This is a genomic window from Paenibacillus sp. CAU 1782, from assembly GCF_054551715.1.
In genome coordinates, this window is sequence record NZ_JBTOLL010000007.1 from 80,298 (window position 1) to 99,614 (window position 19,317).

Sequence of the window (19,317 nt, forward strand, 5' to 3'; positions counted from 1 at the left end):
ATGAAGCCAGAACGGAGCCCAGCTCCCCGCTGGCTGCGTCAGACGCTGCTTATTTGCGCACCCGGGGCCAATTCCCTGCGCTTCAGCTCCTGCGCAAGCATCCGGATAAACTCCGGGTCAAGCTTGAATTGGATCGCCGCGTGGTACGTATCGACCAACAGCTCGTCCGTTAAAATCTCCATCGTCCATTCCACTCCCCACCCATTAAAGTGCGTGCTCAAAAAGTTCGGAAGCGGACTTTTTGAACAACCTTATGAAGGAATGTAAACAGTGTAGCATGCCTATTCCAGCCCCAACAACAGCCCTTCTTATACACATACCCCTGTGGATACCATGTGAATCAAATGTGAATACGATCCGGAAAACGGGCAAACTCAGCGTGGATAATGTGGATATTTTTATCCACACCCGTTTATGCAGCATTTTCCATAAAAAAGTTTGATGGATATTCCTCCTCCTATAAATGGAATATTTTAACCGCATTAATGATATTGCGCCTTCAGATGAGCGCATGCCAAAAACCACAGGAGCGCCATCCCGCTCTCAGCCAAAATGCAAAAAGCCCTTCGCCAGTCCGACGACTGCAACGAAAGGCCCTTTCCATTTTGACGCCGGCCAGCAAATGAACTAGCCTGCATGCCCTCAATGAGGACGCGTATTTACTTCAAAAATCCACAGCTTGCCATACCTGTCGATTCCGTAATCAAAACCCAGATGCGAGATGCCGGGAAACCGCTGCTCCAATACCCGCGTGGACATTACGGTCAGCTCCCTCATCCGCCCCTTCTTGGCTTTGACCTGGGAAGAGCCTAGCGAAGCGGCAATGCCCTTGGAGGCGGTGACCATTTCCCCGCCCTGACTCAGATTAGTGACGAACAACCCCCGTCTGGCAATCCGACCTACCATAGACCGGTATTCCCATCCCCTGGCCCCTTTGACGTACTTTACGCGGTAATCAATGGGCCGACCGCCCACCGTAGCCAACTGAATGCCCTTCTGAATCAGGTAAGATCTGCGCCCCACCCGGCTTCCCAAACTCATCGCCAGCCCGTCGAAGCTGGCAAAGCGTGAGGTGTGGTCTTTAAACGTATACGCAAAACCCGCTCCGTCCCTGAACACCTTGATAACGCCGCTGCCGCCCGAACCCACCACGGGTTTCACTACAACGATTCCATGCGTGTACAGCATCATGCGAAGCTGGGACGGGGAATATCGCCGCGTGGGAGGAATATGCGGAACGATGCCGGGATGCGACAAAAGCGCTTCGGTTTTGGCCCACTTGCTAGCGAGCTGCCTGCCTGAATGATTGTGGTTGGCCATGACTGTGATCTCCTTTCCAGTCGCCATAGTACATACTATGTTCACTGGGAGGAGAGCTCGTGGATGTATGCCGCTGGTTAGGAGCGGGATTTGCCAAGCAGGAGCCTTAAGCCAACGGAGGTTAACAGGCAAACTGCAAGCCGGCCCCGCTAATGCTGACCGCCGGCAAATCAGGCTGCTTCCTATCCATTTACAATAGAGCCGCTTTCAAGTTGAAGGGGTTACTTGCCGTCCTTTTGCTCAAGAGCCGCCTTCAGCTTGTCGGCCAGGCTATTAGACAGCGGCGAGTTATCGCTGTATTGCTCGACCAGACGCTGCTGCTCGCGCTTGTTCATACGGCCTCCATCCTTATCCCCCAGCATCTCGATCACATTGCACGGCTTGCATTGCGCGTATTTCCCGGCTTTTCCGTCATGCAGCTCCATTTTTTTGCGGCATTGCGGGCAGCGTTTGTTCAGCAGCACCGGCTCCGCCGACCTGCGATAACCGCATTCCTTGTCGGAGCAGACCATTGATTTGCCCCGCTTGTTTTTAACTTCCAGCATTGGCTTTCCGCAATCCGGACAACGCGAGGTGGTCAGATTATGCGGCTTGTATTCTTTGGTTTCCGTCCGCACTTCCTGCACCCATTTCCGGGATTGTTCACGAATGCCGCGCATAAATGCCCCCGCATCCCCTTTTCCTTTGGAAATGCGCTCCAGCTCTCCCTCCCATTTGGCCGTCAATTCGGGACTGCGAAGCTCCTCCACAACTAAGCCGATCAACTGTTTTCCTTTTCCCGTAGGAATAAGCGACGATCTGGAGCGTTCAATCGTATCCGTGGAGAGCAGCTTTTCAATGATATCCGCGCGCGTTGCAGGGGTGCCGAGGCCGTATTTCTCCATTTTGCCCAGCAGGGAAGCTTCGGTATAACGCGCCGGAGGCAGCGTTCTCAGCTCCTTGATCCCCGGGTTTTTGAGCGGAAGCGAAGCTCCCGCCGTAAGCGGAGGCAGCATTTGCGATGGCTGGCGATCGCTGAATTGGCGCCCTCCCCCGTCTTCATCGTCTTCCTCGTCCTCCGGATCAAAACTTCCGCCTTGATAAAGCTCCTTCCAACCCGCGTCCTTCTGGATTTTTCCCTTTGCATAAAAGCGTTCTCCGCCCCCAACCAGCGTCACTGATGTTTCGTCGTAACGGTAAGGGCCGTAAAACAAGGCGATAAACCGGCGAACGATCAAATCGTACAGCTTGCGCTCGTCGTTCGAAAGCGACTGCAGCTGCAGAAATTGCTCGGTTGGTATGATGGCGTGATGGTCGCTGACCTTGCTGTCATCGACGATCCGGTTTGTTATTTTCAGCGGCGACCGCAACGCCTTGCGCGCCAGAGCGGCGTAAGGGCCAACGGCTACGCTTTCCAGCCGTCCCTTAAGCGTCGGAACCATATCGCTGGACAAATAGCGGGAATCCGTTCTGGGATAGGTGACCAGCTTGTGAAACTCGTAAAGCTTCTGCAATACATTGGATGTTTGCTTGGCGGAAAAACCCAGCCGCTTGTTGGCATCCCGCTGCAGCTCCGTCAAATCATATGCGAGCGGATGCAATTCGGAACGCTCCGTTGTACGAAGCTTTTCCACCTTGGCGCTTCCTGCCGCTCCGGCGCGGGCAGCAGCTGCTTCGGCATCCTCCTTTTTCCATATGCGCCCGTCATGCCCGTCTCCAGCGCGCCATTGCGCGGTAAATCCTGTAAACGGCGCGGTTACGGTCCAATAAGGCTGCGATTGGAAGGTTTCAATTTCCTTTTCCCGGTCCATCATCATCGCCAAAGTCGGCGTCTGAACGCGGCCCGCGGCAAGCTGGGCATTGTATTTGGTTGTCAGCGCGCGAGTCATGTTAAGGCCGATCACCCAGTCCGCCTCCGCCCGGCATACCGCCGAAGCATACAAATGATCATAATCGCGGCCCGGCTTCAAATTTTTAAAGCCGTCTCGGATCGCCTTGTCCGTCTGGGACGATATCCATAGCCGTTTGAACGGTTTTCTAAAACCCGCCAGCTCCATGATCCAGCGCGCCACCAGCTCGCCTTCACGGCCGGCGTCCGTAGCAATAATCAGCTCCCCGATATCGCTTCGCTTTAATAGTTGAGCAACCGCCTTGTATTGATGCGAAGTTTCCTTCAATACCTTCAGCTTCATTTTGTCCGGGAGGAGCGGCAAATCTTCCAAATTCCAGGTTTTGAATTTTGTATCGTAATCCTCGGGTTCGGCCAAGGTCACAAGATGCCCCAAAGCCCATGTCACCACATAGCCCGGTCCCTCTATATAGCTTTTTCCTTTGCCGTTGCAGCCCAATACGCGCGCGATTTCTTTGGCAACGCTTGGCTTTTCGGCAAGCACTAATGATTTCATTCCCTAATCTCTCCATTTCGGCTTCCGTTATGGTGCAAAGATACCATATGAAGGAGAGGCGCGCAATGAAAACGGCCTTCCTTTTGAAGTCTATTCTTTTCCTGTGCTATAGTAGGCTCAAAAAGCGTCTGCCGTCACCCGGCAGCGACAAACAAGGAGCGTGCCTTCCTTATGAATACCCGGGCTGTTGCAGCTTTAACCGGTTTTTTGCTTCTTTACGGCGCGCTCGTTGCCTACATCGGCTGGAACGGCTGGATGTTCCTTTCTTCTGTTGGCGGTTCGCCGCCTGCCATCATTTATTGGCTTTTGCTAGGTTTGCTTTCGCTTGGTTATATACTGGGCAGACTGGGGGAGTCAACCGCGCTCCGTCCTCTTGCCGGACCTCTCAAAATAGCGGGCTCCTATTGGATCGGCTTATTCCAATACAGTCTGCTGCTGCTTCCTGTAGCGGGGCTGGCCGGCCTTGTGCTCAAGCTGGCAGGAATGCCGCAGTCTGTTTACCTCGTTGGCACGGGCACGGCCGTAGCCGCTTTTCTTCTCATCCTGCTCGTTGTCGGCACGCGCAATGCGTGGAGCCCTGTCATTCGCCATTATGACATTTCCATTCCAAAAATCGCCGGAGAGCGCAAAACATTAACAATCGCGATGGCATCCGATTTGCATCTGGGCACCGTCATCGGCAACCGGCACATCGCACGGCTTGTAAAAAAGGTGAACGACATCGCCCCCGACATCATTTTGCTGCCTGGAGATATATTGGATGACGATCTGGCTCCTTTCCTGCGCAAAGGAATGGCCTCCACGCTGGGGCAGCTCAAAGCACCGCTGGGCGTATACGCCGTAACGGGCAACCATGAATACATCGGGGGCAAGGTTCCGCAATTCGTAGAAGCCATGCGGGAAATCGGCATTCCGGTATTAATGGATGAAGCCGTTGTGATAGAGGATAGCTTCGTCGTATTGGGCCGCAAGGACAAAGCGTCGGGAGGCTTTAAAGGCGGGGGACGCAAAACGGTGGCTGAACTGACGGAGTCGCTGCCACGCGAGATGCCCGTCATCATGCTGGATCATCAGCCCTCCGATCTGGACGCCGCGCAGGCGGCAGGTATCGACCTTTCTCTGTCAGGCCATACGCACCGCGGCCAAATGGCGCCTAATCATTGGATTACAAGACGGATGTTCGAGCTGGATTGGGGCTATAAGCAAAAAGGGAGCCTGCATGCCGTCGTGTCGTCGGGCTTTGGCTTCTGGGGACCTCCCCTGCGGCTGGGAAGCCGCAGCGAGGTTGTTGAACTCAAAGTAACGTTTGGTGAATAACGTTTTCTAACATGTACGAACAGCTGCAAGGGCCTGGCCGCTTTGGACTTCGTCCCGAGTTTCAGGCCCTTTTTCCGCTTCGGTACACTGGAGACGGAAATTTGGGCAGAAGACGACTGTAACGCCGCCGCTACCCGCGCTGCTCCTCCGTAATATATTGTTATACAACTGGATCCCGCAAAAGGAGGAGAACGCATTGGAACATGCCGCAACAGGAATGCCGGGAGGGCGACTGCTTGCCATATCGGATATTCACGGGCGGCAGGAAGGGCTTCTCAGGCTGCTGCAAATGGCCAAGTATACCCCCGGAAAGGATTGTCTAATTCTGCTCGGCGACTTTATCGAAGCCGATAGACCTTCAACCTGGGAAATCCTACAAACGATTCGCCTGCTCGCCAAAGGAGGCGCTGTCGTCATTGCGGGAAATCATGAATTAAAGCTGGCTGCCATGACCCGCAAAGGAACCTCCCGTTACCGTCCCTACGTCAAATGGATTGCAGGCTTGCCGCTGTATGCGATTGTTCAACCGTTTCTGTTCGTCCATGCCGGAATCCGTCCAAGCGTGCCGCTTGAGGCGCAAAGCGTGCGGGATTTGACAGAGATTCGCGAACGATTCTATACGTGTCCGGCCGAGGCTTTCCGCTTTGCGCCGGAGGATGACGAAAGATTGTGGAGCCGAATCGTGTTTGGACATACCGCTACGCATAAGCTTGGAGCCGCAGCGGGTACGTTGTGGCGCGACAGCTTGCGCATCGGCATCGACACGGGCGCCAAACAGGGCATGCGGCTGACGCTGGTTGATTTCACCAATGAGCTGACCTACTCCTGCGCCGCCAATCCCCAATACCGATGCAGCGATTACAAGCTGGAGCCCGCAAGCGAATTGCTTACCGGTCATTAATCAAAATCATTTTCATATAGCTGCGGCTCGCCATGAGAAAATACAAGCCTTGCATGATGACAAAAATGCCCACAACAACAAAGGAATACAGCCAGTTGGAGGACATCATAATATTGTCCAGCGCCGACATGGCAAACAAGGCATGACTCGTTCCCACCACGCATGGCACAAAAAAGACAATGGCGATTTGCGTGACGACCGTTGTCCTTATTTCCTTCAGCGTCATGCCGATGCGCGTCAGTCCCCTGATCTGCGCCTGGTCCTCCTGCAGCTCGGTAAACAGCTTGAAGTAGATCATGCTCCCGGCAGCGATAAAAAAGAGCAAACTAATGAACAGGCCGATAAACAAGGTCAGCGTATACGATTCAGCCATATCCGCATAACGGGACGCCCGCGTAAAGTCCGTTTCCTTTTGCAGGCTTTCCGGCACAGCCGCTGTCAGCTTTTTCTCCAAGCCGGCGCTTTGCTCCCAGTTCCCGACCTCATAGCCGTAAAATACCGCCAGTTCCTTCTCCGGCACGCCAATCATGGCGTTTACATAAGTCAAATCATCCATTACCAAGGTGGCGGCATTGGAATCCATCCGGAAGTTCAAAACTACATTTTCCGTCAGTCCGGAAATGGGATAGTTCACTTCACGCCCGTTAAGATAACCTTCGACAAATCCGTCTATGCCGCTGGTTTCGATAAAAAAAGGATAAACCAGCGTTAGCTGTCCGCTAACCGCGGCGATCGTCGGTTTTCCCTGCTCCAGAGCCAGCTTGTTATAGGTTGAGGCGGGAATAATAAACGCGCGGTAACCAAGATTTTCGCTCCAATTGCCAAGCAATTTTGTCCCGTTCAGCAGAGAGATTTTATACTCATCCATATGGAGTCCAACAACCTTGACCTCTCGGCTCAGCTCAAACCCCTCGCGCTTAATGATTTCTTTAAGCCGCTCCCTGTCCATCACCTCGCTGGAATGGAGTCCCTTCTCCATATAAGCCAGACTATACGGAGCTCTTTTCTCCTCGATCAGCTTGCTTTCGATAAACATAAAATAAACCGTTCCCGCAGCCGTCATAATAACAGCGCTCATGATCGAAACCACAAATAGAATCCGGGCATTATCTTTGATTTTATAGCCAAGCTGGGAAAAAATAAGCATATTCGTACGATTGTAATAAATACTTTTGCGCCGTTGAATAAAACGAAGGAGGATGATGCTCAGCTGTGTAAACAAAAAATAGGTGCCGCTCACCACCGTCAGAAGCACAGGCAGAGCCAAAAGCATAAAGTTTGTCATCGTCATGGACAAGGCCATCCCGTAGCCCCCGGCCAAGCCGATGGCTCCCACCGCGCATTGCAGCGGCGAATAACAAAGCTCGCCTTTGGTCCCCCTCGAAGCCCCCAGCAGCTCAATAATTTCAGACCGTCTCATCGTAATGACCGACCACGCCGAAATGCACGTAAACACAATAAAAAAACAAGCGGCCGTCAACCAAACCGCTCCAAGCGGTATGGCAAAAGCGATGCTGACCTCCAGCTTCAGAAGCGCCGCCAGCGCCATAAAAAACAGCTTGCTGAACAAGATACCAAGACCAATGCCAACCGAAATCGACAAAACCGATATGGCTATATTTTCATAAATAATCAGCTTGCGCAGCTGAGGGCGCGTCATGCCAAACAGAGTAAACAGCCCAAACTCCTGTTTTCTCGTTTTCAGAAACGCGGAATTGGAATACATAATAAACAGAATCGAAAACATGATGATGAGATACAGACAAAAAATCATGCCCCGCCGCACTTTTCCGGCCGCCAAAATATCGCCGCTCAGCACATCGGGATGCATCAGAAAAGCGGCGTAAATATAAAAGATCAAAACGGAAAAAACGCTGCTGAGGAAAAACGCGCTGTACGCCCTCCAGTTTCCTTTGACATTGCTAAGCGCGAGCGAACGGAACGTCATCGAAATTCCCCCCCAGCACGCTTAACGCGTCCAGGATTTGCTGAAAAAAGGTTTGCCGGTTGGAGCCGCGCCGGATTTCCGAAAACAGCCTGCCGTCCTTTATAAATACGATACGCTGGCAGTAGCTTGCCGAAAAGGGATCATGCGTGACCATCAGAATCGTTGCTTTGCGTTGTTCATTCATATCCTTCAGCGCATCCATCACGTTCTTGGCCGCTTTGGAGTCCAGATTGCCGGTCAATTCGTCGGCCAGCAGCAGCGAAGGCTCGTGGATGATCGCTCTTGCAATGGCGGCCCGCTGCTTCTGTCCGCCGGATACTTCATACGTCCGCTTGCCCAAAATACCGCCGATTTGCAGCAGCTCCGCAAGGCTGTCCAGCTTCTTCCCAATTTCGGCGGGACGAACTCCCTCCAATACAAGCGGGAGAATAATATTTTCCTTAATCGTCAGCGTATCCAGCAGATTGTAATCCTGGAACACAAAACCAAGTTCCCGACGGCGGAACAAAGACAGCTGCGTGGCGTTCAGCTTTACGGGGTTCACTCCGTTGATTTCGATTACACCCGATGTTGGACGGTCAATTGTAGCCAGCAGATTCAGCAAGGTTGTTTTTCCGCTGCCGGAAGGCCCCATCACTCCGACAAATTCGCCCGCATTGATTTCCAGATCAATATCCTCCAGCGCTTGATATACGACATTTCCTTTGCTGCTGTACAGCTTGCCGAGAGCTTTTGCTTTAAGCACGCTCATTGCCGTCGCCTCCCCATCTCGTTGATGCAGCAAGTATATAACGCCGAAGAAGCCTGTGCCCATCGATTTGTCTTTCAATGGCTTCCTGCGAAGCTTACAATATTGTCACTTGTCACCAAAGTCTCTACATGCGCTATTTCATAACGTGAATGCCGCCCGGCTTAAAGGTCAGACGAAAAACTGATCCCGAACCAGGCTGACTCTCCGCGCTCAGGCTATGGCCCAGGCGGCCGCAAACCTCCTTGGCCAAATAAAGGCCCATGCCTGTAGATTCGCCGGAGGTTCTGCCGTTTTCCCCTGTAAAAAAGGGGTCGAAAATGCGGGGAAGATCATGCGGCATTATGCCAATGCCTTCATCCTCGACCTCCAGGGCCGCTTCGCCTCCACCTGACTCTTTGAGGCGAAATTTCAAATTTTTGGAGCCCGGCTTATTTTTGCTGTATTTGATACTATTCCCGATCAGCTGGCCCAGTACAAACGTGATCCACTTCTCATCGCTCTCTACCCAAGCCTCTCCCTCAATCCGCGGGAAAATGGAATGTTTGATGCACAAGCGCTTATGGCCGTTGACTGCTGAACGAATGATTTCATGAAGTGGCAAACGACGTATGTGGAGGTCCAGGGCGAACTTGTCCAGCCTTGCCGTATGAAGCATCTGCTCCAGCCCTCTTGCGAGCCGCTCCGCCTCCTCCTGAATGCTTTGCGCCGCGTCGCGCTGCTGCTCCTCGCCCATCGGCAGCTCCCGCATAACCTCCTGCATCTGCATATCGATGACCGATACCGGAGTTTTCATGTAATGCACCCATTGCAGCACAAAATGATTGCGAAGCTCCTGCTGGCGCTTGTACTGGCTCAGCTCGTTCAAAAAAGCCGCATTCTGCTCCTGAAGCAGGGACACAACCAGCTTCTGCTCGTGCGTGACGCCATAATTGACGATAGCGACGCCATCCCGCTCCCCGGCTCTTTCCATTGCTTCCCGCAGCTGCTTGTAGAAGTGGCGCTGCCGAACGTAATCCGCCGCCAGCCATGCGATAAGCAAAAACACGGCAAGCGTCGCGATGTAAAAGATTGTCCCGCTTTCGACCAGACCGGGATAACGATAGTTTTCAAGCACAAACAGAAGCACGGCAAAACCCGCAAGGAACAAAATCGTAATCATATAGAGCATGCGATCCTTCAAAAAAGCGGTCAAAGTGACTTTATTCATCGCCGCAAGCCTCCAGCCTTTGGCTCGACAGCTTGTAGCCTTGCCCCCTGACGGTATCAATCAGCTTGGGCAGGCCAAGCTCCTCCAATTTTTTTCTCAGTCTTGTCACGTTGACGGTTAACGTGTTGTCATCGACGAACTGGATGTCGTCCCATAACGCCTCCAGCAGCTCCTCACGGGACAATACCTCGCCTGGTCTGCTCATTAGACATTCCGCCAGCAGCAGCTCGTTTTTGGTCAATTCCAGCCGTCTTCCCCTCCACTCCAGCTCATTGCGTCCGGGATACAGCCGCAAGCCGCAGCATTCCAGCAATGCCCGGCCCGATTGCGTTTGCTCGCCCCATGCCGGCAAACCGGAGACGGCGCTTTCGCTTCCTCCCTCAGCGCCCGGAGAGGCGTATTCGCCATAGGTTCGCCGAAGCGCTCCTTTAATTTTGGCCATCATCAGCTCCAGCTGAATCGGCTTTGTTATGTAGTCGTCGCCGCCGTTTTCGATGGCCATCACCTGGTCCATCTCCCCCGACCGCGCGGAAATATAAAGTATCGGCATGCTGAATCTTATTCGAATCTGTCGACACCAGTAGTAACCGTCGAAATACGGCAAATTAATATCCAGCAAAACCAAATGGGGCTGAAACGCCTCCAGCTCCGGCATCAGCTCACGGAAATTGACGGCAACGGCGGCCGCATAGCCGTATTGCTCCATCTTTTTTTTCAAAATGACGGCTATCTTGAGATCATCTTCAACTATAAAAATATTGTACATGTTTCCCTCCCCGTCCTATCGGCGGCCGCGCTACAAGTTTTGCTACAAGTTCAGTTCCACCATCGACTGCGCCCGAAGCGGATAGTCCGTGATCATGCCGTCGATCCGGTATTTCAGCACTTCCTTCATGTTCCGGCTGCTGTTCACGGTCCATACCCATACTTCCCGGCCGTTGGCGTGCGCCCGTTTGACCAGCTTTTCCGTGAGCATAACCTGTTCAATGGTGTAAAAGTCTACATCCAGAGCGGACAAATCTCCCAGCGCAAAATATAGAATTTGTCCGATCCTGATTTCGGGATCGAGCTCACGGATCAGGCGAAGCGAGTCGCTGTCAAAGGATTGAATATAGACTTCCCGCTCCATGCCGAATTGCTGAATGGTGTTTACCACCTTTTGGACCATCTCCGTTGCGGGGCCGTATGGCTTTAAATCCAGCAAAACCTTGATTCGTCCCTGCGCTTCCGAAAGCGCCTCTCTTAATGTGGGGATATGCACCGGCTCCAGATTTTCATCCTCTCCGATCATCAGCTTGCTTAATTCATCATAAGTCAGCTCGCTCACCCGCACCTGGACGCCCGCCATTCGCTGCAGCGTGTAATCATGGTGGAGCACTGCTACGCCATCCCTGGTTAGCTGTACATCCAATTCCACCGATTGCACGCCTTTATCGATGGCGGACGTTATTGCGGGGATCGAATTTTCGGGAGCTGTCTGCACGTCCCCTCTATGCGCAGATATCAGAACGGTCCACTGGGCATAGAGCAGATTGTCATTGGCGCGAAAACCAACAAACAGCATAAGACCGACATAGATGGCGGCAGCGGAAATATACAGCGTCCGGGTCCTTTTTTTGCCTCTAAAATAATTCGTTAGCTTCCTCTCCAGCCCGCCAAGCCAGCTGCGCCGCAGCTCCAGCGTATCCCGGGGGCGAATCCCATGTCCCGCGCGAAAATAGAAAAAGAGGCGGGTCAGAAAAATCAAATTGACCGGAAGCAGCAAAAGCGCAAACATATAGCTCAAAATCGAGGAAAGCGTGAGCGAATAATGGGCGGAAAACACATTTAACACATTGATGTTAAGCCAGGACGGCAAATAGGAAAGCGACGAAAGAACAAAAAAGCCGGTCGATAACACAAGAAGATTGACCATGAACAAAATCAAAAACAGCTTAAGCTGGCTCCAGCCCCTGGTCAGCGCCATGCTGCTGCGGACCGCCTCGGCAATGCTTTTGCCCTCCAGCATAATATAATGCAGCACAAAAACCCATCTCAGCAGCATATACAGCAGGATAAGCAGCAGAAGAGCGTAAACAGAAGTCAAAATGACCGAACTTTCGATCACCTTGCTGTTTAACAGAATCGGGAAATTAAAAAGAGCATAAAAGGACTCCGATAATGGCGAATCGATAAACGGAATAAGCGCCAGCAAAAAAAACAACAGCTGAAGTATCCCAAAACCAAGGAGACGCGGCGTACGGCGAAGCGCCGCCAGCAAGGAATCGCTAATCAAAACTTCCTTGGAAAAGTAATGCTGCTGCACCATAACAACAAGCACGCACAACTCAATAAAGAGAGTAAAGGAAGCCAGCAGCCCGATAATAACCAGGCCAATGACGCCTTCATAGGCTAACCCAATCCGGTACACTTCCCCGTTAAGCAGCGACCCCGAACCAAGCACCGTCAATATCCGGTTGAAGACATACGTAATAACCGGGATGACGACAAAGCTGGTCAGGAGCATAAACATATATTCAAACAGGAGCAATTTTTTGAAAGAGGTGCGGAAATCCGCAAGGCTTCTGACGAGCAGCCGTATCATAAGCATTCATCCCATTCGCCAAAGATGTTTATGTCCCATTATACTCTCCCATTAAGATCCAGCACAAAGAAAAAGCAAAAAAAGCCTCCTGATTCCCGTCTTCGGGAACAGAAGGCTTGCTTCGGGGCAAGGGAAACGTTTGGGATTTAAACGAACAGGTCAACGTTTCCTCTCCAATTTGGCTTAAAGGCCTGTTTTGATCAAATGGTCGAGTATGCTTTTCAGCTCGCCGTCATGATAGCCCTCGCCATTGTCCTCGCCTTTGATTTCGATTTTGGTAATATCCAGCTTGTAGTCCTCGCCGCCCAGCGGCGCAAATATCAGCTCCCGCTCGTCCTCCAAAGTAACATTGTAGCCCAACTGCTTGAAGGCGGCGATAAAATCGGTTATAGTTGGCCGTTTATTCGGCTCCAGCATAATCAACGCGCGCAGCAGTTTGCTTTTGTCGCCCCGGATAACCTTGAAGTGAAAAATGCATTCTCTCATACGTTGTTTCGCTCCTTACTTAATGACTCGGAAGGCCGGTCCTGCCTCTGTGTTGCGGAACAGCTTGCCTCCGGTTTTTTTGCCCAGCCATGGCAGAACGTATCTGTCCAGACCAAATCTGCCGGCGTTGGCTCCAGCCAATACGACGATGAATCCAAGCAACAACAGCCAAGGGTTGCTGCTTACAGTACCTGCGAACATAAACATGAAGTTCATCATAAGACCAAAAAATGCTGCCGTCAATGTCAGGGTTCCCAAAACCAGTCCCGCTCCAATCAATACTTCGCCCCATGGAACAAGGATATTAATAATTTTAATATTTGGCAAGGCGACATGTTCTACAAAGCTGTTATACAACGGGTAAAGCGGCTCGCCTGTCGCTTTGTCCAGCACTGGATTGGTGATCACATTGTTCAGGAATCCTTCTGCGGTAAACGGTGTAGCGCCAGTCAGTTTAGGCAGCCCCGAGCTCAGCCATTGATAACCAAGAAATATCCTAATAAATGCCGCAAAACCTGCCGCCCATACGTTTTCTCTCCAAAATTTCATCATCTCTCATCACTCCTTTTCTTTATGTCCTCATTATAATATCGGGCAAAAGGCAAGTATGTGATTTTAATCACTAATTAAAATAAAAAGTGATTTTTTTCACGAGTGTGTGAAGAGGAACATTCCGCTTCTTCAGAACCATTCTCTCGCTCTTATGGTAGATGAGCTCTTAAAGACGAGAACCTTTTGCAATATGGACAGCGACAGTTATCTTTTACCCGCCTAACGGTCACCGATGACCGCTAGAGCCCCAAATGGATACATTGGCTTCAGCTAACGGTCATCCATGTCCTTTACATGCTAAAAAGTCGCGTTTTGGGGGAGAATGTAAGCTTTTACGGTCATGGATGACCATTAGAATTGGACATGGCATTTAAACAGGGATTTAATGGTCATGGATGTCCGTTACATTCAAAATTTTCGTAGCATAGCGTGCAACTAACCTCCGTACCTGGCACTCCGCAAAGACGCCGCTTATCATTTGCATGCCGAATGCAGCAATCAGAAACCGCAGCCACTTGTCCCTCAGCGTTTCACCTCAATTGAAGTCATGCACTACTTTCTGTTTTGAGCCTTATACAAGGAAAAAGGAAACCTCCTTGCCCACCCAATCGGGATGGCTCGGAGATCTCCTTTTTAGTGCTTCTTCATTATATTGCTTGAAACATATTGCTTGAAACGAAATCAGCATTCGCCTGCTTCTGCCGGCTTGCCTGCGTCGGTGGCTGTGCGGAACGACGAGCCGCATCCGCAGGTTGCGGAGGCATTGGGATTTTCAATCGTAAACCCGCCGCCCATCGCAGACTCTTTGAAGTCGATAATAAGGCCATTCAAATATTTGATGCTGTCCTCATCCACAACAACCTTCAATCCTTGCGTATCAAGGGAACGGTCTCCTTCATTCAATTCATCATCAAAACCCATGCCGTAAGAGAAGCCGCTGCAGCCGCCTTCTTTAACGCCAACACGCAGGAACAAATCCGGCGAAGCCTCTTGCTCCAGCATTTCCTTTATCTTTTCAGATGCCAGCTCACTGATTGTGATCATGATCATCCCTCCGTTTGCTATTGCTGTATCGGTTGCCCAAAAGAAGCCACCGTCATGCTTACTTATCTATAGTATACCCCACTTTAACGCCTTGCTCAAGCCGGAACGACTTTCTTGTTGCCCATGCTTCCTGTGAGGTTTATAATAGTTAGAGCTAATGAGACATGATACATGTTCCTTTTTTCACAAAATACATTATTACTTTGCGAGGAGGTCTTTCCTTGAATGTCATTATTCCGACACAAGAAAGCCGCATGCAGGACATCATTGAAAAAGTGCGCCACGGAGAACGCCTAAGCCTTCAGGACGGCGTTTTTCTATATCAATCCGACGATTTGCTCACCATCGGCCAACTGGCTAATGAAGTGGCGCTGCGCAAAAACGGCAAAAAGGTTTATTTTATCGAAAACATGAGCCTGTATTTTACCAACGTATGCGAAGCGCATTGCGCTTTCTGCAACTTCCGCAAGGATCAGGGCGACCCTGGAGCCTATACGCTTTCCGGCGAAGAAATGATCGCCTATGTTGAGAAGCATTTCCACCCCGGCGTACGCGAGTTCCATATCGTTGGCGGGCATAATAACCATGTGCCTTTCCAATATTATGTGGATTCCCTCAAAGCGCTCAGAGACCGGTTCCCTGAAGTAACGCTCAAGGCATACACTGCTGCAGAGATCGACTTTTTCTCGAAAATCAGCGGTTTGTCATATAAAGAAGTGCTTCAGGAGCTTATCAAGGCAGGCCTTCAATCCTTAACGGGCGGCGGAGCCGAAATTTTGTCCGATCAATATCGCAAAAAAATGCGGGTGACCAAAGCCGACGTTTCGCAATACCTGGAGGTTCACCGCACAGCGCATCAGCTAGGTCTGAAAACGCACACGACGATGCTTTACGGCTCCATTGAGTCTAAAGAAGACCGTATCCAGCATTTGATCCATATTCGCGAGCTGCAGGATGAAACAAACGGCTTCCTCGTTTTTATCCCGCTGTCGATGCAGCCAATTAACCCAAATGCGGGAATCAGACGCCGCAATTCGGCATTTGAGGATCTTAAAACCATTGCCATCAGCAGGCTGATGCTGGACAACTTCCAGCATATTAAAGCCTACTTCATTAATATTGGCGTTCAGTTGACGCAGGTCGCTTTGACAATGGGCGCCTCCGATGCTCACGGCACTATCGTCAAAGAAAAAATCAGCCATGCCGCTGGCGCGCTTACGCCGGATGGAATTACGCGCGAAGATTTGATCTGGCTGATTAAAGGAGCTGGACGAATTCCGGTCGAGCGGGATACGTTCTATAATGAAATAAAAGTATACGAATAAAAAAACTCCTCTAACAAAAACATCATAAAGCGTGGAGCTGTGACTATGAGAAAAGTGGTTATACTGGGCGGCGGATATGGCGGAGCCGCCCTGGTCAACGAACTGATACAACATCATCTTCCGCAAGACGTGTCGATCCTGTTAATTGACCGGATGCCTTTTCAAGGACTCAAAACGGAATATTACGCGCTGGCTGCGGGCACCGTTTCGGATTTGGAGCTGCGCGTCAGCTTTCCGATACATCCCAAAGTACAATATGTATACGGTGAAATTCAAGATGTGGATCTTGAAGCCAAGCTGGTGAACGTTGAGGGACATGATCCGGTTTCCTATGACTGGCTCGTCATCGGCCTGGGCTGTACGGATAAATATCATGGGATAGAAGGCGCGCAGCAAAACTCCAGCAGCATCCAAACTTTTTCGGCAACGCGCAAAACCTACGCCCGACTTAATGATGTTCGTCCTTACGGGCAGGTTACGATCGTAGGCGGCGGACTAAGCGGCGTTGAAGTGGCAGCGGAGCTGAGGGAAAGCCGTCCCGACCTCAATATTCGCATTCTGGATCGCGGACCTAGCGTATTATCTGCTTTCCCAGGGAAGCTGCAGCGTTTTGTCTCGGAGTGGTTTAAGGGGCATGAGGTGGAAATGATGGGGCATGTAGCCTTGTCCAGAGTTGAAGAAGGCCAGCTCCATGACGGAAATTCAGGTTCTTCCTTTTTTACCGACATAACCGTTTGGACAGCAGGCATCCAGCCCGTCGAGCTGGTTCAGCGTCTGGATTTGCCCAAAGATCTGACGGGACGGCTGCTTCTGAATGAATTCCACATGCTGCCTGCTTATAACGAGGTATTTGTCGTTGGGGATTGCGCATCGATGCCTTTTTCGCCAAGCGGCCAAGCTGCCGGCGCGCAAGGCAAACAAATTGCAGAAGTGCTGCAAAGCATCTGGCAGGACAAAACGCCACGTCTGGGCAAATTGAAGCTAAAAGGCGTATTGGGTTCGCTGGGCAAAAAAAGCGGATTTGGCATTATGGGCAATACGCCGATTTTGGGCCGGGTGCCACGGCTGGTCAAAAGCGGCGTATTATGGCGCTCCAAACGTCATTTAGGTTGATTGGACAAACGGCATTGCAACCTTAAACCTTAGTAGCCAAATAGCTTGTCCAGCGCTTCCCTGTCACTTTCCTGCTGCTTGATGGCATTGCGAATCGCTTCTCTCAGCTCATCTGCAGAGTCAGCAGCAACGATAGCGCCGTCAACAAGCGCAAAAGGTTTTAAATAACATTCGCCGCAATTGCCCAAGCATCCGTATTCGGTTACCTCTACCGTATCGTCAAGCTCCAGCTCTTCCATAACGGTGAAAGTGCCATGATGCATATTGCTGGCGCAAAAATCGATCATTGGTTTTAACATGATTGTCACCTTGTTTTCCCGGATGTAAAGTGATCATCCATTTTCAATTGCTTCACTTTGTACTATAATAGGGGAGAAAGGAGCTGATTGCAATGAGTGAACAAGTACAAGACACAATGTACGATGAAGTGCTGGACGTACTGGATAAGCTTCGTCCATTCCTTCAACGCGATGGCGGCGACGTAGAGCTGGTTGACGTGGAGGATGGAATCGTCAAGCTTCGCTTGATGGGCGCTTGCGGCAGCTGCCCAAGCTCGACCATTACGCTGAAGGCCGGTATCGAACGCGCTCTGCTTGAAGAAGTAGACGGCGTTGTCGAAGTCATGCAAGTATTTTAATGCAGGGAGTCTTATCAGACCGGGGAGCTTACGCTGCTTGGATTGGATAAGGCTCTTTTTTTGCCCCGCAGACATAATTGGCATCTCTTCTCTTGTCGACATGGGGCACCACGACTTGAGGTATGCCATTTGTTAAAGTCGCCGAAAAAGCCGGTCACCGCAGAATATTCTGCATGGCCGGCTTTTTCTTTAACTGCTGCTATATGAATCAATCAAGCTACTACATCAAACCTTTGATATTGGCTCTGATGGGATCAAATCCGCCGGTTACATCGATGACGTTGCCTGTCAAAAAGCTTGAGTCCTTCATGCACAGAAACTGGATGACCCGTGCGACGTCTTCGCCTGTGCCAGGTCTACCAAGCGGCGAATCGGGGTCCAGTTCATCCTCTGCTTCCGCGATCGTCCGTTCTTTATTCACCCCGCGAATATCGCCCGGTCCAATCAGGTTCACTGTAATCCCAAAAGGCGCTTCCTCAACGGCCAGCGACTTCGTAAAGGATACAAGTCCGGTTTTGGCTGCGGCGTAGACCGCCCGATGCGGCCACGCCCTGGCTTCATTGGCATGACCAAAACCAAAGTGAATAATGCGGCCCCATCTGCGTTCCCGCATATAAGGCAATAAACGATGGTCAAGCAGCATCACGCTAAGCAAGTTGCCATTCATCAGCCTGATGATGGTTTCTTCGTCATATTCGCTGAACAGCTTGCGCTTGCGCACAAACGGCCCTGCATTATTGATGAGAATATCGACGCCGCCCGCCCAAGCTTCCGCTGCGTCAGCCAGTTTATGAGCTCCCCCGGTTGTTGCGATATCTGCTTGCACGGTAATGGCTTTGACCCCTAACTCCGTAATGATTGCTTGTACCTCTAGCGCTTCCTGCTCCGACTCCAGATAATTGATGATCAGATTGCATCCTTGCTCTGCAAGCTGCAAGGCGGTACGTTTGCCAAGCCCTTTGGCGCTGCCCGTTACAAGCGCCGTCTTGCCCTTAAGCTCCACAAGCATTCACCCTCCCCCGGAATTACACGGTTTAATTCTTAATCAAACCGCAAGCATACTGAAAGGTCAGCCGTAACGATTCTATGGCCATTTTCAAGGATTGATGCAAATCTTCTTCTTGAGCCTGAATATTCTCAAGCCGGATTTCCTCGCCATACATACGTTGGCTTTGAATCAAATCATCCTGCATTTCGGAATTCATATAATGGATTTCGGTATTTCTGCGCTTCCGCAACCGGCGCATCGGCTCGCTGTAACGCTCCTTAATCTCATCAAGCGGCCGCCCTAAATTTGTATGGACCCTCTTCTCCCTCATATGGCGCAGCACTGTAAAATAAGAAAAGTGGGGTTTGAACCGTTCTGTCCGCAAACCAAGGAGTTCGTTCAATAAGGTTCCTAATTTATCCAACAGGGAAAATACCCGTATAAACGCATTTTTATCAAAATAGACGTATCGGTCATAATCAAGCTTCTCTTCAGGCGTCATCGCCTCAACAGAGGTCGAAGCAACCTTCTCCCTGAACTTGACGGAGGCATAATAACTCTGATCCAGTTCAATGAGAGAGGCACGCAAGCCGCGCGTCCAAATATTGTATTTATGCAATCTGGCTCCGCCGTCTTTGTCGCGTCCCTCAGCCAGCCTTTTGCCGATAAGCCCAGAAAAACGATCCATCTGGGAAAGCGTCTCGCCCAAAGCGCCATCCGGCACCTTTTCCGGCTCGCCAAACAGGATATGAAGCATATC

At 51.1% G+C, this 19,317-nt stretch carries 19 protein-coding genes; 5 read left to right on the forward strand and 14 right to left on the reverse strand.

Annotation, left to right across the window (positions count from 1 at the left end; translation table 11 throughout):
• Window positions 1-38 precede the first annotated feature (38 nt).
• From sda to ACX93W_RS16295, 3 genes are all read right to left on the reverse strand, one after another.
• Window positions 39-182: a sporulation histidine kinase inhibitor Sda gene (gene sda / locus ACX93W_RS16285; RefSeq protein WP_459393428.1), complete on the reverse strand. Its 144-nt coding sequence runs from the start codon at window positions 180-182 to the stop codon at window positions 39-41.
• Window positions 183-642: 460 nt separating this feature from the next.
• Window positions 643-1,320: a YheC/YheD family protein gene (locus ACX93W_RS16290; RefSeq protein ID WP_459393429.1), complete on the reverse strand. Its 678-nt coding sequence runs from the start codon at window positions 1,318-1,320 to the stop codon at window positions 643-645.
• A gap of 221 nt (window positions 1,321-1,541) precedes the next feature.
• Complete coding sequence (locus ACX93W_RS16295; RefSeq protein WP_459393430.1) at window positions 1,542-3,704, reverse strand: DNA topoisomerase III; 2,163 nt, start codon at window positions 3,702-3,704, stop codon at window positions 1,542-1,544.
• A gap of 171 nt (window positions 3,705-3,875) precedes the next feature.
• Here ACX93W_RS16295 and ACX93W_RS16300 point away from each other — a divergent pair, with 171 nt between their 5' ends.
• Window positions 3,876-5,021 carry a metallophosphoesterase gene (locus tag ACX93W_RS16300; protein WP_459393431.1) on the forward strand — a complete coding sequence of 382 codons (1,146 nt, stop codon included), beginning with the start codon at window positions 3,876-3,878 and terminating at the stop codon, window positions 5,019-5,021.
• 196 nt (window positions 5,022-5,217) lie between these two features.
• Entirely contained in the window at window positions 5,218-5,922 is a 705-nt protein-coding gene (locus ACX93W_RS16305; RefSeq protein WP_459393432.1) for a metallophosphoesterase, read from the forward strand.
• Here ACX93W_RS16305 and ACX93W_RS16310 read toward each other — a convergent pair.
• The 8 genes from ACX93W_RS16310 to erpA all read right to left on the reverse strand — a co-directional run bounded on the left by ACX93W_RS16310 (window position 5,909) and on the right by erpA (window position 14,494).
• On the reverse strand, window positions 5,909-7,870 hold the full coding sequence (locus ACX93W_RS16310) for an FtsX-like permease family protein (RefSeq protein WP_459393433.1): 1,962 nt from the start codon (window positions 7,868-7,870) through the stop codon (window positions 5,909-5,911). The two genes, ACX93W_RS16305 and ACX93W_RS16310, sit on opposite strands and share 14 nt — an antisense overlap.
• Entirely contained in the window at window positions 7,845-8,621 is a 777-nt protein-coding gene (locus tag ACX93W_RS16315) for an ABC transporter ATP-binding protein (protein WP_459393434.1), read from the reverse strand. The genes ACX93W_RS16310 and ACX93W_RS16315 overlap by 26 nt, the downstream gene beginning before the upstream one ends.
• A gap of 133 nt (window positions 8,622-8,754) precedes the next feature.
• Complete coding sequence (locus tag ACX93W_RS16320; RefSeq protein ID WP_459393435.1) at window positions 8,755-9,828, reverse strand: sensor histidine kinase; 1,074 nt, start codon at window positions 9,826-9,828, stop codon at window positions 8,755-8,757.
• Window positions 9,821-10,594, reverse strand: a complete 774-nt coding sequence (locus tag ACX93W_RS16325) for a response regulator transcription factor (RefSeq protein WP_459393436.1) — start codon at window positions 10,592-10,594, stop codon at window positions 9,821-9,823. The genes ACX93W_RS16320 and ACX93W_RS16325 overlap by 8 nt, the downstream gene beginning before the upstream one ends.
• A 42-nt stretch (window positions 10,595-10,636) precedes the next feature.
• On the reverse strand, window positions 10,637-12,412 hold the full coding sequence (locus ACX93W_RS16330; RefSeq protein WP_459393437.1) for a glycerophosphodiester phosphodiesterase family protein: 1,776 nt from the start codon (window positions 12,410-12,412) through the stop codon (window positions 10,637-10,639).
• 183 nt (window positions 12,413-12,595) lie between these two features.
• Window positions 12,596-12,898, reverse strand: coding sequence for a hypothetical protein (locus tag ACX93W_RS16335; protein ID WP_459393438.1), 303 nt, complete (start codon window positions 12,896-12,898; stop codon window positions 12,596-12,598).
• 15 nt (window positions 12,899-12,913) lie between these two features.
• Complete coding sequence (locus tag ACX93W_RS16340) at window positions 12,914-13,450, reverse strand: Crp/Fnr family transcriptional regulator (RefSeq protein WP_459393439.1); 537 nt, start codon at window positions 13,448-13,450, stop codon at window positions 12,914-12,916.
• A gap of 681 nt (window positions 13,451-14,131) precedes the next feature.
• A complete protein-coding gene (gene erpA, locus ACX93W_RS16345; protein ID WP_459393440.1) occupies window positions 14,132-14,494 on the reverse strand; it encodes an iron-sulfur cluster insertion protein ErpA in 363 nt (120 codons plus the stop codon).
• A 254-nt stretch (window positions 14,495-14,748) separates the two neighbouring features.
• Here erpA and mqnE point away from each other — a divergent pair, with 254 nt between their 5' ends.
• Window positions 14,749-15,819: an aminofutalosine synthase MqnE gene (mqnE, locus tag ACX93W_RS16350; protein WP_459393554.1), complete on the forward strand. Its 1,071-nt coding sequence runs from the start codon at window positions 14,749-14,751 to the stop codon at window positions 15,817-15,819.
• 45 nt (window positions 15,820-15,864) lie between these two features.
• Entirely contained in the window at window positions 15,865-16,932 is a 1,068-nt protein-coding gene (locus tag ACX93W_RS16355) for an NAD(P)/FAD-dependent oxidoreductase (protein WP_459393441.1), read from the forward strand.
• Window positions 16,933-16,961: 29 nt separating this feature from the next.
• On the opposite strand, the gene ACX93W_RS16360 is transcribed toward ACX93W_RS16355, so the two are convergent.
• Window positions 16,962-17,231 (reverse strand): YuzB family protein, encoded by a 270-nt coding sequence (locus tag ACX93W_RS16360; RefSeq protein ID WP_459393442.1) that lies wholly within the window; start codon window positions 17,229-17,231, stop codon window positions 16,962-16,964.
• A 92-nt stretch (window positions 17,232-17,323) separates the two neighbouring features.
• Between ACX93W_RS16360 and ACX93W_RS16365 the strand changes: the two genes are divergently transcribed.
• On the forward strand, window positions 17,324-17,569 hold the full coding sequence (locus tag ACX93W_RS16365) for a NifU family protein (protein ID WP_459393443.1): 246 nt from the start codon (window positions 17,324-17,326) through the stop codon (window positions 17,567-17,569).
• A 220-nt stretch (window positions 17,570-17,789) separates the two neighbouring features.
• Here the strand turns inward: ACX93W_RS16365 and ACX93W_RS16370 are convergent, their stop codons facing one another.
• Window positions 17,790-18,578, reverse strand: a complete 789-nt coding sequence (locus tag ACX93W_RS16370; protein WP_459393444.1) for an SDR family oxidoreductase — start codon at window positions 18,576-18,578, stop codon at window positions 17,790-17,792.
• Between the two features lie 25 nt (window positions 18,579-18,603).
• Window positions 18,604-19,314, reverse strand: coding sequence for a Cthe_2314 family HEPN domain-containing protein (locus ACX93W_RS16375; RefSeq protein WP_459393445.1), 711 nt, complete (start codon window positions 19,312-19,314; stop codon window positions 18,604-18,606).
• Between the last annotated feature and the right edge of the window lie 3 nt (window positions 19,315-19,317).

Excerpts from the sequence above, each read along its gene's own strand:
- sda (WP_459393428.1), bottom strand. The coding sequence starts at position 182 with ATGGAGATTTTAACGGACGAGCTGTTGGTCGATACGTACCACGCGGCG.
- ACX93W_RS16290 (WP_459393429.1), bottom strand. The coding sequence starts at position 1,320 with ATGGCCAACCACAATCATTCAGGCAGGCAGCTCGCTAGCAAGTGGGCC.
- ACX93W_RS16295 (WP_459393430.1), bottom strand. The coding sequence starts at position 3,704 with ATGAAATCATTAGTGCTTGCCGAAAAGCCAAGCGTTGCCAAAGAAATC.
- ACX93W_RS16300 (WP_459393431.1), top strand. The coding sequence starts at position 3,876 with ATGAATACCCGGGCTGTTGCAGCTTTAACCGGTTTTTTGCTTCTTTAC.
- ACX93W_RS16310 (WP_459393433.1), bottom strand. The coding sequence starts at position 7,870 with ATGACGTTCCGTTCGCTCGCGCTTAGCAATGTCAAAGGAAACTGGAGG.
- ACX93W_RS16315 (WP_459393434.1), bottom strand. The coding sequence starts at position 8,621 with ATGAGCGTGCTTAAAGCAAAAGCTCTCGGCAAGCTGTACAGCAGCAAA.
- ACX93W_RS16320 (WP_459393435.1), bottom strand. The coding sequence starts at position 9,828 with ATGAATAAAGTCACTTTGACCGCTTTTTTGAAGGATCGCATGCTCTAT.
- ACX93W_RS16325 (WP_459393436.1), bottom strand. The coding sequence starts at position 10,594 with ATGTACAATATTTTTATAGTTGAAGATGATCTCAAGATAGCCGTCATT.
- ACX93W_RS16330 (WP_459393437.1), bottom strand. The coding sequence starts at position 12,412 with ATGATACGGCTGCTCGTCAGAAGCCTTGCGGATTTCCGCACCTCTTTC.
- ACX93W_RS16335 (WP_459393438.1), bottom strand. The coding sequence starts at position 12,898 with ATGAGAGAATGCATTTTTCACTTCAAGGTTATCCGGGGCGACAAAAGC.
- ACX93W_RS16340 (WP_459393439.1), bottom strand. The coding sequence starts at position 13,450 with ATGATGAAATTTTGGAGAGAAAACGTATGGGCGGCAGGTTTTGCGGCA.
- erpA (WP_459393440.1), bottom strand. The coding sequence starts at position 14,494 with ATGATCACAATCAGTGAGCTGGCATCTGAAAAGATAAAGGAAATGCTG.
- mqnE (WP_459393554.1), top strand. The coding sequence starts at position 14,749 with ATGCAGGACATCATTGAAAAAGTGCGCCACGGAGAACGCCTAAGCCTT.
- ACX93W_RS16355 (WP_459393441.1), top strand. The coding sequence starts at position 15,865 with ATGAGAAAAGTGGTTATACTGGGCGGCGGATATGGCGGAGCCGCCCTG.
- ACX93W_RS16360 (WP_459393442.1), bottom strand. The coding sequence starts at position 17,231 with ATGTTAAAACCAATGATCGATTTTTGCGCCAGCAATATGCATCATGGC.
- ACX93W_RS16365 (WP_459393443.1), top strand. The coding sequence starts at position 17,324 with ATGAGTGAACAAGTACAAGACACAATGTACGATGAAGTGCTGGACGTA.
- ACX93W_RS16370 (WP_459393444.1), bottom strand. The coding sequence starts at position 18,578 with ATGCTTGTGGAGCTTAAGGGCAAGACGGCGCTTGTAACGGGCAGCGCC.
- ACX93W_RS16375 (WP_459393445.1), bottom strand. The coding sequence starts at position 19,314 with ATGCTTCATATCCTGTTTGGCGAGCCGGAAAAGGTGCCGGATGGCGCT.